The organism is Bacillus sp. ISL-47 (assembly GCF_018613175.1).
In the GTDB taxonomy this organism is placed as follows: domain Bacteria; phylum Bacillota; class Bacilli; order Bacillales; family Cytobacillaceae; genus Cytobacillus.
The window spans coordinates 5,939-19,886 of sequence record NZ_JAGGQS010000067.1 but is presented as its reverse complement, the minus strand read 5'-3'; the positions used below and the strand labels follow the sequence as shown (position 1 = coordinate 19,886).

The 13,948-nt window shown below is 41.4% G+C and carries 12 protein-coding genes and 1 tRNA gene; 1 reads left to right on the top strand and 12 read right to left on the bottom strand.

Annotated elements, in window-relative coordinates; all coding sequences use genetic code 11:
* Positions 1–119: 119 nt before the first annotated feature.
* The 5 genes from J7I93_RS21315 to queG form a co-directional block, all read right to left on the bottom strand.
* On the bottom strand, positions 120–2,015 hold the full coding sequence (locus J7I93_RS21315) for a PrkA family serine protein kinase (protein WP_214728300.1): 1,896 nt from the start codon (positions 2,013–2,015) through the stop codon (positions 120–122).
* Between the two features lie 534 nt (positions 2,016–2,549).
* Positions 2,550–3,299 carry an oxygen-insensitive NADPH nitroreductase gene (gene nfsA / locus J7I93_RS21310; protein ID WP_214728298.1) on the bottom strand — a complete coding sequence of 250 codons (750 nt, stop codon included), beginning with the start codon at positions 3,297–3,299 and terminating at the stop codon, positions 2,550–2,552.
* A gap of 97 nt (positions 3,300–3,396) precedes the next feature.
* Complete coding sequence (gene trmL, locus J7I93_RS21305; protein WP_214728296.1) at positions 3,397–3,870, bottom strand: tRNA (uridine(34)/cytosine(34)/5-carboxymethylaminomethyluridine(34)-2'-O)-methyltransferase TrmL; 474 nt, start codon at positions 3,868–3,870, stop codon at positions 3,397–3,399.
* Between the two features lie 61 nt (positions 3,871–3,931).
* A complete protein-coding gene (locus tag J7I93_RS21300; protein ID WP_214728294.1) occupies positions 3,932–4,813 on the bottom strand; it encodes an amidase domain-containing protein in 882 nt (293 codons plus the stop codon).
* 242 nt (positions 4,814–5,055) lie between these two features.
* On the bottom strand, positions 5,056–6,189 hold the full coding sequence (gene queG, locus J7I93_RS21295) for a tRNA epoxyqueuosine(34) reductase QueG (RefSeq protein WP_214728292.1): 1,134 nt from the start codon (positions 6,187–6,189) through the stop codon (positions 5,056–5,058).
* A gap of 107 nt (positions 6,190–6,296) precedes the next feature.
* Between queG and J7I93_RS21290 the strand changes: the two genes are divergently transcribed.
* Positions 6,297–6,965, top strand: coding sequence for a B3/B4 domain-containing protein (locus tag J7I93_RS21290; protein WP_214728290.1), 669 nt, complete (start codon positions 6,297–6,299; stop codon positions 6,963–6,965).
* 114 nt (positions 6,966–7,079) lie between these two features.
* On the opposite strand, the gene J7I93_RS21285 is transcribed toward J7I93_RS21290, so the two are convergent.
* The 7 genes from J7I93_RS21285 to J7I93_RS21255 all read right to left on the bottom strand — a co-directional run bounded on the left by J7I93_RS21285 (position 7,080) and on the right by J7I93_RS21255 (position 13,800).
* Positions 7,080–7,153: transfer RNA gene (locus J7I93_RS21285), tRNA-Gly, on the bottom strand.
* Positions 7,154–7,456: 303 nt separating this feature from the next.
* Positions 7,457–8,425, bottom strand: a complete 969-nt coding sequence (locus J7I93_RS21280; RefSeq protein ID WP_214728288.1) for a sugar phosphate isomerase/epimerase family protein — start codon at positions 8,423–8,425, stop codon at positions 7,457–7,459.
* A 19-nt stretch (positions 8,426–8,444) separates the two neighbouring features.
* The gene (locus J7I93_RS21275; RefSeq protein ID WP_214728286.1) at positions 8,445–9,476 is read right to left on the bottom strand and encodes a Gfo/Idh/MocA family protein; all 1,032 of its coding nucleotides are present in this window, start codon (positions 9,474–9,476) and stop codon (positions 8,445–8,447) included.
* Positions 9,477–9,485: 9 nt separating this feature from the next.
* A complete protein-coding gene (locus J7I93_RS21270; protein ID WP_214728284.1) occupies positions 9,486–10,514 on the bottom strand; it encodes a Gfo/Idh/MocA family protein in 1,029 nt (342 codons plus the stop codon).
* A 1-nt stretch (position 10,515) separates the two neighbouring features.
* On the bottom strand, positions 10,516–11,256 hold the full coding sequence (locus tag J7I93_RS21265) for a ThuA domain-containing protein (protein WP_214728282.1): 741 nt from the start codon (positions 11,254–11,256) through the stop codon (positions 10,516–10,518).
* A 20-nt stretch (positions 11,257–11,276) separates the two neighbouring features.
* Positions 11,277–12,008: a response regulator transcription factor gene (locus J7I93_RS21260; protein WP_214728280.1), complete on the bottom strand. Its 732-nt coding sequence runs from the start codon at positions 12,006–12,008 to the stop codon at positions 11,277–11,279.
* Positions 11,986–13,800, bottom strand: a complete 1,815-nt coding sequence (locus tag J7I93_RS21255; protein ID WP_214728278.1) for a sensor histidine kinase — start codon at positions 13,798–13,800, stop codon at positions 11,986–11,988. Before J7I93_RS21255 ends, J7I93_RS21260 begins: the two co-directional genes overlap by 23 nt.
* Between the last annotated feature and the right edge of the window lie 148 nt (positions 13,801–13,948).

The window sequence follows — 13,948 nt, the reverse complement described above, 5'->3', positions numbered from 1 at the left end:
AGATTTCCCTATATTTTTGCAAATTTTATTTGCAGATTCTTAGATTTATTTTCAAATACCACCAAATATTCTATTTGCATAAAAAAAGCCTGGCAGCATTTTGCCAGGCTTCTTAAAATTTATCGATTCAGCAAGCTTCCAACATAACGCAGCAATTCATTTGCTGATGTTGAGTTATAACCATGCTCATCAATTAATCTTGCTACAACCTCATTAACTTTCTTCAGCTGCTGCTCATCAGGTGTTTTGGAGGATGTTGTAATCTTTACTACATCCTTTAGGTCTGCAAACAGCTTCTTCTGGATGGCTTCACGAAGACGATCATGTGAATTATAATCAAACCGTTTCCCTTTTCTGGCATAAGCGGAAATTCGGATAAGGATTTCCTCTCTGAACGCTTTTTTCGCATTTTCCGAAATGCCAATTTGCTCCTCGATGGAACGCATAAGCTTTTCATCCGGTGAGATTTCCTCGCCTGTTAATGGATCGCGCAGCTTCGCTTTATTACAATATGCCTCAACATTATCCAGATAATTTTCCATAAGGGTTTTCGCAGATTCTTCATAAGAGTAGACAAACGCTTTCTGAACTTCTTTTTTGGCAATATCATCATACTCTTTACGGGCAAGGGATATAAAGTTCAGGTATCTTTCTTTAAGTTCCGGAGTGATGGATGGATGCTGATCCAATCCTTCCTTGAGGGAACGCAATACATCAAGCGCATTAATGCTGGTAATATTTTTGCGGATAATCGTAGACGAGATGCGGTTAATAACATAACGCGGATCAATACCGCTCATGCCCTCATCCGAATGCTCTTTTTTCAATTCCTCCACGTCCGCTCTGTTATAGCCTTCTACGCTTTCTCCATCATACAAACGCATCTTCTTCACTAAATCAATATCGCCTTTTTTCGGATCCTTCATACGGGTTAAGATTGTAAACATTGCTGCAACTCTCAAGGTATGAGGAGCGATATGCACATTGGCAACATCACTTTCGCGAATCATTTTATCGTAAATCTTTTCTTCCTCTGAAACTTTTAGATTATAAGGAACCGGCATGACGATTATCCTGGAATGCAGTGCTTCATTTTTCTTGTTTGAAATAAACGAACGGTACTCCGTTTCATTCGTGTGCGCTACAATAAGCTCATCAGCTGAAATTAAAGCAAAACGCCCTGCTTTAAAATTGCCTTCCTGTGTTAGCGATAATAAATGCCACAAGAATTTCTCATCGCATTTCAGCATTTCCTGGAATTCCATCATACCGCGGTTTGCCTTGTTCAGCTCCCCATCGAAGCGATATGCTCGAGGATCAGATTCTGATCCGTATTCAGCAATGGTTGAAAAGTCAATGCTGCCAGTTAAATCAGCAATATCCTGAGATTTTGGATCCGAAGGGCTGAAAGTTCCAATGCCTACCCTGCGGTCCTCAGAGAAAATAACTCTCTCAATTATAACATCCTCTATGCGGCCTCCATACTCTTGTTCCAGACGCATACTATTCAATGGCGATAAGTTCCCTTCAATTCTGATTCCATATTCATCATGGAAGTCCTTGCGGAGATGATGCGGGATTAAATGAAGCGGATCTTCATGCATAGGGCATCCCTTTATAGCATAGACCGCTCCCCTATCAGAATGGGAATATTGCTCCAAACCTCTTTTTAACATTGTCACTAATGTTGATTTACCGCCACTGACTGGTCCCATAAGTAAAAGTATCCTTTTTCGTACATCCAGGCGCTTGGCAGCCGGATGGAAATATTCCTCCACGAGTCTTTCAAGTGCCTCTTCTAAGCCAAATAGCTGATTGCTGAAAAACTGATATCGTTTTTGCCCCTTCACTTCTTCTACACCGGCATCTTTAATCATGTTATATACCCGTGAATGTGCTGACTGGGCAACCCATGGCTTCTCTTTAATTATTTCTAAATACTCTCCAAAAGTCCCTTCCCATTTAAGCTTTTCCTCTTCATGTCGATACATCTCAATTTTTTTTAGAATATCCATAAGGACCTCCCCCTGTCGCATTATCAGAGACGATTAATATACTCTATGCGCCCCGGCAATTGAACATGCGTAAATCTGTTGAGAGTTTGGTTTGTTCTTTTTATGGGGAAGTTATATGAGAGAGCCGGCCATTGGATTTTTTAAAAATATACAGCAGCAGCCAAGCTGTAAAAAAAACTCCACACTTTTCATTCACACCAATCCTTTTTTGGGCTATAATAAGCTTATATTTATCGCAGTTTAACGGTCAGTAAAACTCCTTTCTATAATTCAAGAAGAAGTTTAACTGACCGTAAGGGCCGGATTGGCTAAACTCCATAACATGGAATGCATTTCCTCTTATGGACGTTTCGATGCCTGCCTATTGACATATACGTTAAAGGAGGATTACATATACATGGGTACAATTATTATTATCGGTGTAATGGTTGCTTTCCTTGCTGCTATCTTCACTGCTGGATATGACGACAAGCCAGGCGTAAACAACAAATAAGCTGCTGATTATCCAGCAGCTTTTTTCTATGGTTTATAGTTTTACCTTAAATCCATTTTCTTCCCTTGAACAAAATCCTTCATATACATTCTAGTCTGTTTTTCCATCATGCCGCCAATTTGTCCTGTCCAGGTGTCCGTCCTTCTTCCTCCTGTCCGTTCATCATAATACTCTGAAATTATTCTATTATATTCTTCAAGTTCCTTTCGGTAGTCCTCCTCATCCTGTTTGTATTCATTTTCATGATAAATGTGCTGAAGAGGCAGTCTCGGCTTTTTATCATTCTCTTTAGAAGGATAGCCTACAGCCAAACCAAATAGCGGAATGACGCGTTCAGGTGTTTTTAAAAGATCGGCCACACCCACAAGGTTATTTCTGATACCGCCAATATAGCAGATCCCCAGCCCCATAGATTCGGCAGCAACAGCAGCATTCTGAGCAGCCAATGCTGCATCTATTACAGCAACCATAAACTTCTCCGTGCTTTCGATTGATGGTATCACATCTTTGTTTTCCATCTGGCCTATTACCTCATGACGATGCAAATCTGCACAAAAAACAAAGAAATGTCCATTTTCAGCAACATAGCTTTGATTGTTGGCGAGTTCCGCCAGCTTTTCTTTCTTTTCTTTATCCGTAACCCCAATTATTGAATAGGCTTGTACAAAGCTTGATGTGGAAGCAGCCTGGGCAGACAGCACGATGGTTTCAATCTGTTCCCTAGTTAAAGGTTTGTCTTCAAAATGCCGGACTGAACGATGGTCCATAAGCAAATTGGTAACTTCATTCATTACTTCTCATCCTTTCCATTTGTCATTTTCATTTTACCCGGAAAAGAGAGTTTTCTCCAAAAGAAAAGGCCTGACAGAATCCAGGCCTCGGACAGCTCTAATTTAGATGTAAATATTCCTGCTGGCGCAGCGCTTCATAGATAAGAATGGCTGCTGTGTTTGATAAGTTAAGTGAACGGACATTGTCGTTCATCGGAATTCTTAATGCACGATCTTTATTGCTTTCAATAACATCCTTTGGAAGGCCAGTGGTCTCCTTGCCAAAAATAAAATAATAATCTTTGTCCACATTACTGTAATCAAATGTGGAATGCGGCTTGGTGCCGTACTTCGTTAAATAGAAGTATTCACCGCCTTCACTGCTTTTAAAGAAGTCATTAAGTGAATCATGATACATAATATTTACATACTGCCAATAATCCAATCCGGCACGCTTTAGCATTTTATCATCAGTGGAAAAGCCCAGCGGACGGATCAAATGCAATATTGTATCAGTTGCCGCACAAGTGCGGGCAATATTTCCTGTGTTAGCCGGAATTTCCGGCTGGTATAAAACTACATGCAATGCCAATTCCTTCACCTCTAAATTATACTCTACATGCTATTATATCACTTTGAATTCCTCTGACAAATTACCTGTCATCGGTGATAGAGAGAAATTTGTACTTTATGTTGGGTGTGTATGCAGTTGAGTCTTCATAAGCCCAATAACGCATCCTGCTGTTATAAGTATGAGCATTGACAAGGGGCATCCCTACTGCATCTTTTCCCGTTACAATGGTCGTATGGTCAAATCGTCCGTCTCCCTGAAAATCATAACAAATGACATCTCCCAATAAGAGCTGATCCGGACTGGAGACCTCTTTTGCCCTTAACCCAGCACTTGAACCCGGAAGATACAGTCTCATCGAATTGGCTACCGACCAGCTGAAGCTCCAGTTCTCGCTCCTCATCCACCACCCTTTTCCGCGGTTTGGATAACCCCTCATAGGACCGCCGCCTACATGCAGGCACTGTGAAATATAATTGGTGCAATCCACCTCGAATTTTTTATAAGCGGGATTATAGCTGTTCCACCATTTTTCTGCATATTGCACGGCTTTCATCCGGTCATATTTATATTCCAGCCTCTCCTCTTCCCCTTCATTCCCGCAGGTTAACTGTTCTTCTTCGATCCGGATATCTTCAAAAGGATTTATCTCCTGATCCTCGACTAAAACTCCTTTATAAAATTCAGCTATGCGCTCTTCAATTTCCTCTTCCATATAGAGCATGCCCTTATGTTTAATTAAGTATCTGAAGTGGACATTGTATTCAACCCGCTTAACTCCATCTTTCTCCTCGCCAACTCTGGTAACTTTCCCAGTGGCCTGGGCTTTAACAATTTCCCCTGAGCGGCCGGACAAAGATTCCTTCTTCTTTTCAATTTTAGGGCAAGTATGAATTGAATTCCTCGAATGGGAAACGCATTGCTGCACTCTTTTAACTAAAAGTTCCTGTAGCTGGTCTCTCACGCACCTCACTCCTCTCATACTCAATACATATGAAGGCGGTGAATGGACCTTGCTTAAATTTTTGCTTAAATAAACAGCATTTGACTAATAAAAGTGCTTTTCTATCTCTCTTTAGTAGTTTCTCTGCACATAGAACGATTTTGTCTGCACATAAATTTTTTTCTCTGCGTACAACTAAATTTCTCTGCGCATAGGTTTTCCAAGGTAAAAACATAAAAAAAAGAGGAGGTAGCCCCTCCTCATCATTGTTCGATATAGCTTAAGCCTTTTTCGATTTCTTCAAGAACTTCTTCATTTTTTTCCTGCTGTAAAGCTAGTTCCAAGGCAGAAAGAGATTCTTCACCGCCAATTTTCCCCAGAGCCCAGGCAGCCGTTCCCCTGATTACTGGCCGCGGATCGGATTTCATAACATTAATCAAGTCACCGATTGCTGTTTCATCTTTATAATGGGCCAAAGCAATAATTGCATTTCGCTGTATTGGCTTCTTCCCTCTCCAGGAGCCTGAAACAGGTCCGAACTTTTCCTTAAATTCACGGTTACTGATGAAAAGCAGCGGTCTTAAAAGTGGTTTGGCAACTTCCGAATCGGGCTCCATTTCTTCATGAAAATGAAAGTCCTTGCCTTTATTTTCAGGGCAAACCGTTTGGCAGGTATCACAGCCATAAAGCCTGTTCCCCAGCTTCTCTCTGTAAGGGTCTGGAAGAAAGCCCTTCGTTTGCGTTAAAAAAGCAATACACTTCTGTGCATCCAGCTGCCCGCCCTGGATTAAAGCTCCCGTCGGACACACCTCGACACATTTATTGCAGCTGCCGCATCTATCCTCCATTGGCTCGTCAGGTTCAAACGGAAGGTTCGTAATCATTTCTCCGAGGTACACATACGAACCAAATTCGGGTGTAATAATGGAACAGTTTTTCCCGCTCCAGCCAATGCCAGCTCGCTGCGCAACTGCTCTATCCACCAGCTCGCCTGTATCGACCATTGATTTGCAGATCGATTCAGGAATCCGTGCTTGAATAAATTCTTCAAGCTTTTGGAGGCGGTCTCTCAGTACATGGTGGTAGTCTTTGCCCCACGAAGCCCGGCAAAAGATCCCTCTTCTCTCACCCTTTTTGCTGACTACTCTTACTCTCATTTTTGAAGGATAGGCAAGTGCAATCGAGATGATCGACTTCGGCTTGTCTACCAAAAGCCCCGGATTGACTCTCTTCTCTATATCAGGCTCTTCAAATCCTGATTGATACTGAAGCTCCTGCTGGCGAATTAGCCTGTTTTTCATCTCACCGAAAGTGCTCGCCGATGTAAAACCAATTTTATCAATCCCGATTGTTTTACTATACTCAATTACTTCCTGTTTGAATTGTGCAAAGTCCATCTTAGAACCTCCCTTCTATGGAAATTTATATATTTGAAAGGTCATTGTTTATAGGAACATCGCTTATTATGATAAACTATTTTAAAGTAAATTTGGAGGTGGAAAGCTTGGAAATTACAATTTCTCCCGAGCTGTGCGGACTATTTCCGCATTTTAAAGTCGGTATTATTACATATACAAATATAGAAGTCGGACAGTCTCCGCAAATGGTAAAAGGTCGTCTCCAGCTGTTCCAGGAATCTATCTATTTTGATTTAGAGGATAAAAACGTCACGGATCTGGAGGGCATTAAAGAATGGAGACAGATTTTCAAGACAGCCGGAAAGGACCCTAACCGCTACCGGCATTCTGCAGAAGCACTGTACCGCAGAATTAAAAAGCAGAACTACCTGCAGCCGGTCAATAGCTCTATTGATATTAACAACTTCTTCTCATTGGAATATCAAATTCCGATTGGCGTTTATGATGCAGACAAGCTCACTGGTGATTTATCTATCAGGCTTGGCAAAGATAGCGAAGAATATAACGGTTTAAATGGGAGACCCAATTCACTGGCCAATTTAATTATTTGCGAAGATGCAGCGGGCCCATTCGGGAGCCCATTCGTCGACTCTGAAAGGACAGCAGTAACAGAACAAACAAAAAATGCTGTCCAAATCGTCTATTTGCGCCCTTCACTTGAAACCCGGCAAGCTGAGAAAATGGTTAAATCATTGATGAATATGTACACACAAGTCCATGGGGGCGATGGGAACTTTAAGGTAATCGGGTGCTAAAAGCACCCTTTTATTTCGACAAAATTCGGGTGGTACCTGGTACCGGTTAGTAGCCAAAAATGAAAAAACGCAATACCTCGTTCTTTTTGAACGAAACACTGCGTTGGCTATGTATGGAGCGGGTGAAGGGAATCGAACCCTCATCATCAGCTTGGAAGGCTGAGGTTTTACCACTAAACTACACCCGCGTATAAAATTAAATTACCTAAATACTAACTCTTTTCCCGTTCTTTCATGCCTCTTCCTCTTCAAGCTGATTCAGAGAAGACGGATGCGTCGAGGCAACTCGACGTTAATTCATGGATGCGTTGCTCGTGGCTGAGGTTTTACCACTAAACTACACCCGCATTATTAGGTAACTATTAAGCACTTTGTCGAATCAACTATTTAATTTTACTAAATTCAGCAGAAAGGGTCAACCCTATTCGAGAAATTTGTCGAAAAAACACCGGAGAGGTTTTTTAATTTCCTCCCCAGCCATCTAAAAATGTCTACACCCACCACATGGAAGCCGGCTGCTCTTCAATTAAGATCGATTGCAAATTCTTAACTGCCCGTGTAAATCCTTCTTCAATCGACATAAGCGGATCTTCATGTTCAATGCTTACAGCATAATCATAGCCAAAGGTCCGTAAAGCACTCATCATATCTGACCATTCCTGAAGGCTGTGTCCGCATCCTACTGACCGGAATGTCCACGCTCTTGTCTGCACATTGCCATATGGCTGCATATCCGTTAAGCCATACATATTTACATTTTCCCGGTCAATATAGGTGTCCTTTGCGTGGAAGTGGTGGATAGCATTTTCTTTCCCCAATATTTTTATGGCTGCAACAGGATCGATTCCCTGCCACCATAAGTGGCTAGGGTCCAGATTAGCCCCGATTGCCTCACAGGTTTCTTCCCTTAATTTCAAAAGCGTATAAGGTGTATGCACAAGAAAACCGCCGTGGAGCTCGAGCCCAATTTTAACATTATGCTCCTTGGCAAACCGGCCGGCTTTTTTCCAGTAAGGAATGAGCTTTTCTTCCCATTGCCATATTAATACCTCTCCATATTCATTCGGCCATGGTGCAACAGGCCAATTCGGATGCTTGGCATCTTCCCCATCACCTGCTGTTCCGGAAAAACAGTTTACAACCGGAACATTCATCAAGCTTGCCAGTTTGATGGTATCATATAACACTCTGTCTGATTCCTCTGCAAAAGCTTTATCAGGTGAAATAGGGTTGCCATGGCAGCTGAATGCGCTGATTTCCAGTCCTCTGGACGTAACTTTTTCCAAATAATCATGACGAAGGTCTTCACTTTTCAAAAGCTCCTGAAGATTGCAATGAGCATTTCCGGGATAAGCACCCGTTCCGATTTCAACTGTTTTCAGACCCGCGGCCTTCACATGATCAAGCATATCCTCAAAGTTTTTTTCTGCAAATAAAACTGTAAATACACCCAGCTTCACAAGTGTCCCCTCCTGCTTCTTAAAATTTTTCTCTTTTTCCACTGCTTTTATAGATTGCATCGATTATTCTTGTTGTCTGTAAAGCTTCTTCAGGTTTAACTGTAAACTCTTCCCTGCCCATACAGGCATTAATAAAATTCTGCGTTTGTGCCAGAGAGTAGTTTACCTCCCCAGGCAGCCATTCTGGGAGGGTGTTGAGGAGCATCCCATGCTTGGATTGATTCATCCTGAATGGAAACACATCGATTCCTCCGTGCTCTCCTGAAAGGCTGACACTTTCTTCATCCCTTTCAATATTGGCTGACCAGGAAGTTTCAAAAATCAGAGATGCACCATTTTTAAATTTTATGTAGGCTGTCACATGGTCATCAACATTAAAGGTTTTATGGTCAAAGCTGCCCCATAGATTGACCTGATCAGGCATTTTGCTTAACGTATTATAAGCTGACCCTATTACTTCCATTTCTCCTGGATTTCCCATTAGCCAAAGCGAAAGATCCAAAAGATGGCACCCATAATCAATTAAGCTTCCACCGCCCTGCAGTTCCTTGTTCGTAAAAACACCCCAGCCCGGTACCTTCCGTCTTCTCATCGCCCTTGCCCTCGCAACAAATGGCCGGCCTATTTCATTTGCAAGAATGAGTTTTTTTGCAGCCTGTGCTTCTTTCATAAATCGGTAATGATAAGCAATCGCCAGGACCTTTCCCGACATGTCCCTTGCTTCAACCATTTTTTTGCATTCTTCTGATGACATTGCCATCGGCTTTTCACACAGTACATGCTGTCCAGCTTCCAGTGCAGCAACTGTAATCTCAGAGTGAAACTTATTCGGGGTACAAATGACCACTGCATCTGTTTCACTAAACATGTCCTTATAATTTGTAAATGACTTTTCAATACCGAATTGGCTTGCAGCTCTTTTTGCTGTATCTTTATTCACATCGCATACAGCCGTAATGGTTATGCTGTCAGAGAATTTCAGAAAGACAGGAATGTGCCTGGATTGGGCAATCCCGCCAGCTCCGATGATCCCTATCCGCAATTTCCTCATAAGTGCACCTCAATTAATTTTGACGATTTGTTTGGTCTTGCTGGATTCCAGGGCAGCAAGAATAACTTCAAGCGACTTCATTCCTTCTGAACCTGAAATGGCAGGTTCTTGATCATTTACAATACAATCCACAAAATGATCGATGACGCCTGAACTCTTTTGTCCGCCTTCGTCATTTGTCTGGATTCCGCCAAGTTCATACTTTACAGTTTCACCGTTCGCATATTGCACAATAAGAGAATTTATTGGGTCATCTTCTAATCTTAAGATCGCTTTCTCTCCATAAATAATCGTTGAGTTGTCTTCCTTGGAAACATAGGACCAGCTTGCCGCCAAAGTGCCGATCACACCGCTTTCTGTTTTCAAAACACATGCAGCAGTGTCTTCTACATCAGCATTTTTCTTTGCACTTGTTTCCACAAAGGCTCCGACCTCAGCAAACTCTTCTCCAAGTACATAGCGAAGCAAATCCGTTTTATGAACGCCAAGGTCACCCATTGCGCCGATGAAAGCCTGATCCTTTTTGAAAAACCAGCTATCTTTGCCATCCGCACTCCATCCCTCAGGACCGCCATGGCCAAAAGCTGTTCGGAAGCTGAAGATTTTTCCGGCTTCGCCTCTTTCAATTAGTTCTTTTGCTTTTTTATGTGACAGTACGAACCGCTGGTTATGGGCAATCATTAGTTTTTTTTCATTTTTATGGGCTGCTTCAATCATTTCCAACGCCTCTTCCTTTGAGGTAGCCATTGGTTTTTCGCATAGAACATGTTTCCCTGCATTAAGTGCCGCAACTGAAATCGGAGCATGCAGATAATTCGGGGTACACACGCTGACAGCATCCACATCAGCATCAGCAAGCAATTCTTCATAGTCGGTGTACCCTTTTGCCTGGTATAATTCAGCAAACCCCTGTGCTCGTTCTTCTGCAATGTCACAAACCGCCGCAATGACTGTCCCGCTGTTTGCATGGTATTCAGGCATATGGCGATGCTTCGCAATACTTCCGCAGCCAATAATCCCTATTCTGATTTTTTCCATCTTATTTCTTCACTCCTTCATACTTCGCACTGATTTTCTCTAATGGTTTTGCGTTTCCATAAACAGGTGTCGGAAGACCGGCAGGCTTAGCCCACTGAACAGCATTTCTAATGACTTGCTGAATGTCCTTATGATAATAAGTTGGGTACGTTTCATGCCCTGGGCGGAAATAAAATATCTTTCCCTTACCCCTTTTATATGTACATCCGCTCCTGAAGACCTCTCCGCCTTCAAACCAGCTTACCATTACAAGTTCATCAGGAGCAGGAATATCAAAATGCTCCCCGTACATTTCTTCTCGTTCAAGCTCAATATATTCTCCCAATCCTGAAGCAATCGGGTGGCTCGGGTCTACAATCCAAATCCGTTCCTTTTCATCTGCCTCCCTCCACTTTAAATCACAAGAGGTTCCCATTAACGTTTTAAAGATTTTTGAGAAATGCCCTGAATGAAGAACAATCAGCCCCATTCCTTCAAGCACTCGTTGTTTCACCTTTTCAACGATGGAATCTTCCACTTCCCCATGGGCGAGATGGCCCCACCAAATCATTACGTCAGTTTTCTTTAAAACATCGTCAGTAATTCCATGCTCGGGCTCATCCAATATTGCAGTACTAACCATATATCCGTCATTTTTTAAAAAGCCGGCAATCGCACCGTGAATTCCATCCGGATACACAGCTCTTACCTTTTCATCCTTCTTCTCATGGCGGTTCTCATTCCAAACTAAAACGTTAACCATGGTTATTCCTCCTTCTGTTACTAAACAAGTGAGCTTCTATATTCATTCGGCGAAACTCCTGCTGTCTTTTTAAACACCTTGCTAAAATACTTTTCATCCTGATAGCCGACTTGAAAAGCAACCTCATAGATTTTAAGCTTTGTATTCTGCAATAAGTCTTTCGCCTTTTCCATGCGGATATTTGTTATAAAATCGGTGATGGTAGCCTGGTACTCCTGTTTAAACTTTCTTGAAATATACTCTCTGCTTAAATAAAAACGATCCGCAATTTCCTGAAGAGTAAAATCTTTGTTGTAGCTCTCCAGCAAAAATTCTTCTATTTGCTGCATGACATTCTTTTCTCCGTATTGCACCCCCTGAGGTATTCCCGGACAACTTTGCTGGTTCCATTCCGTAACAGCTCTCTCCAATGTTTCGTTTAAAACTTCTGGATCGATTGGCTTTAGGATGTAATCAAAGCTTTTATAGCAGATGGCGTTTCTCATATATTCAAAATCATCATATCCGCTGACTACAATGGTCTTGCTGGGAATTTCTGAAGAATGAATCCATTTTAAAAGACTGATTCCATCTCTTTTCGGCATTCTCATATCTGTAAAGATAATTTCCGGTCGATGCTCGCTAATGAGCTTCACGGCCTCATTTCCATCAACCGCTTCTATGATTGTTTTAATCCCAAAACGCTCCCACTCGGCTAAAAGCATTAACCCTTCACGAACATGCTTTTCATCATCCACGATAATCGCTTTCATCTTGACCACCTTCCATCCTTTTTGGAAGTTTAATAGAAACTAAAAGTCCACCTTGCTTGAGGTTCTTTATCTGAAGAAATGAACGATCGCCATAATACAGCTTTAAGCGGACATACACATTTTTCAAGCCAATATTCGTTTCCTCACCCTTTTGTCCTATCCGATCATTCATCAGGTTTCTGTGGATTTCATCAAGCCTGTTTTCTGAAACACCTATCCCATTATCTCTCACAAGAATATCAAGAAAAAACTCATCCTGCCTGCAGGCAATTTTTATCTCACCTGCTTTTTCCCGCGCATCAAAGCCATGCTTGAAGTAATTTTCAACTATTGGCTGCAGAATCATTTTAGGTACCGGAATCTTCATAGCCTCTTCATCAAGCTCAAAGGAGAATTGCAGCTGATCTCCAAACCGCTCTTTTTGGAGCAGCAGATAAGCTTTGGTATGCTCAATCTCTTTTAAAAGCGGTACCATATCTTCTTCCATATTCATGCTATATCTCATAATTTTAGATAGGTGAGTAACGGACGAATAAATCTGTGGAACCTGATTCTTTAAGGCAGCAGTGCCGATTGACTGCAGTGCGTTATATAAAAAGTGGGGATTCACCTGAGACTGCAAAACCTTTAGCTGATTCGTTTTATTTTCCAATTGCAATTTATACTCCCGGTTAATCAAATCATTAATTTTATCGATCATGCGTCTAAACCGGTCACCGAGATAACCAATCTCATCGTTCCCAATAGATTTAAAATGCACCTTCAGATTGCCTTTTTCTACCTGTTCAATATATTGAAGAAGTACTCTGATCGGAGAAGTTATTTTAAAAGAGATAAATAATGTAGCAAGAATGACGAGAAGAAGCCCAACGGCTCCAAACATAATATTGATTTTGGCTACACTAAAGGCACTTTCATATAAGGTTGTATACGGAACTCTCTTTACGAGGTACCAGCCGCCAGAATTTTTCGACAATTGATCGTAAACCATAACACCGTTGAATGAACCTTCTCTCCATTCAACTGTACCTTTTTCTTTGTCCGTCTTTATTACCCAATCAATCCATTTAGGCTTATTGGCTCCCCCCTCACTCTCATCATTGGAGCGGTATATCAATTCTCCTTCTTGTGATACAATATAAAATTCCTCATTTCCTTTTGTATAAAGGTTACGGCTAATATTATTGATTTGATCCGGTGAAAATTCCAGCGAAATGTAAGCCAGGACTTCATCTGATGGGATATTGGTCAGTGAACGGTGGAGAGTGATGACATTTTTAGGCTTTTTATCCTCCGGTTCCTTAATCTTATGAATAGGTTCAAGATACATATTGCTTGGGCTTTCTTTTGCCTTTACATAATACTCCTGATTAATGTTCGTCAGCTTTCTTGAAAAGATAACAGTGGAACGCTTGGAAGCAGTAATGAGCCGATCTTCCTTTGCTACAGCAATATTTACTCGTTTTATATTTTCTTCTGCATACAGAATGGTTGAAATCACATTCCTTGTTGCATCTACAGCCTGATAATTGTTTTCTTTCTGGGGATCTCTTATAAAATTAATAAAACCCGGATTATTATAAAGAGATAGCGTTAATCCGTTCAGTTCATTTATGTAGCTTTCAAGGTTCACCTTTCCCTGGTACAATAAATTGCTATTTTCCTTAATGGCCTGATTTTTCAGCGATTCTGTCGTATGGAAATACGTGATCACAATAGATGCCCCAAATGGCACAATTGTTGCAATCAGCAACAGAATAGTCAATTTATTTCTAATGCTCCCCTTAAACATTTACATCCCCCGCTGCTTTGTTGTCTTTACAATAGTATAAAGGGAACTGTATCAGACAGATATATTTTTTTAAGTAATAGATACAATAGAAAGCATATCTGCAGCAGACATGCTTTCTTTTTTTATTGGCTCTGTTAAATTGGCCTGT

What these genes read in the sequence shown, in the direction of transcription:
- J7I93_RS21255 (WP_214728278.1), bottom strand. Translation starts at nt 13,800, where the DNA reads ATGTTTAAGGGGAGCATTAGAAATAAATTGACTATTCTGTTGCTGATT.
- J7I93_RS21270 (WP_214728284.1), bottom strand. Translation starts at nt 10,514, where the DNA reads ATGGAAAAAATCAGAATAGGGATTATTGGCTGCGGAAGTATTGCGAAG.
- J7I93_RS21275 (WP_214728286.1), bottom strand. Translation starts at nt 9,476, where the DNA reads ATGAGGAAATTGCGGATAGGGATCATCGGAGCTGGCGGGATTGCCCAA.
- J7I93_RS21315 (WP_214728300.1), bottom strand. Translation starts at nt 2,015, where the DNA reads ATGGATATTCTAAAAAAAATTGAGATGTATCGACATGAAGAGGAAAAG.
- queG (WP_214728292.1), bottom strand. Translation starts at nt 6,189, where the DNA reads ATGGACTTTGCACAATTCAAACAGGAAGTAATTGAGTATAGTAAAACA.
- J7I93_RS21260 (WP_214728280.1), bottom strand. Translation starts at nt 12,008, where the DNA reads ATGAAAGCGATTATCGTGGATGATGAAAAGCATGTTCGTGAAGGGTTA.
- nfsA (WP_214728298.1), bottom strand. Translation starts at nt 3,299, where the DNA reads ATGAATGAAGTTACCAATTTGCTTATGGACCATCGTTCAGTCCGGCAT.
- J7I93_RS21265 (WP_214728282.1), bottom strand. Translation starts at nt 11,256, where the DNA reads ATGGTTAACGTTTTAGTTTGGAATGAGAACCGCCATGAGAAGAAGGAT.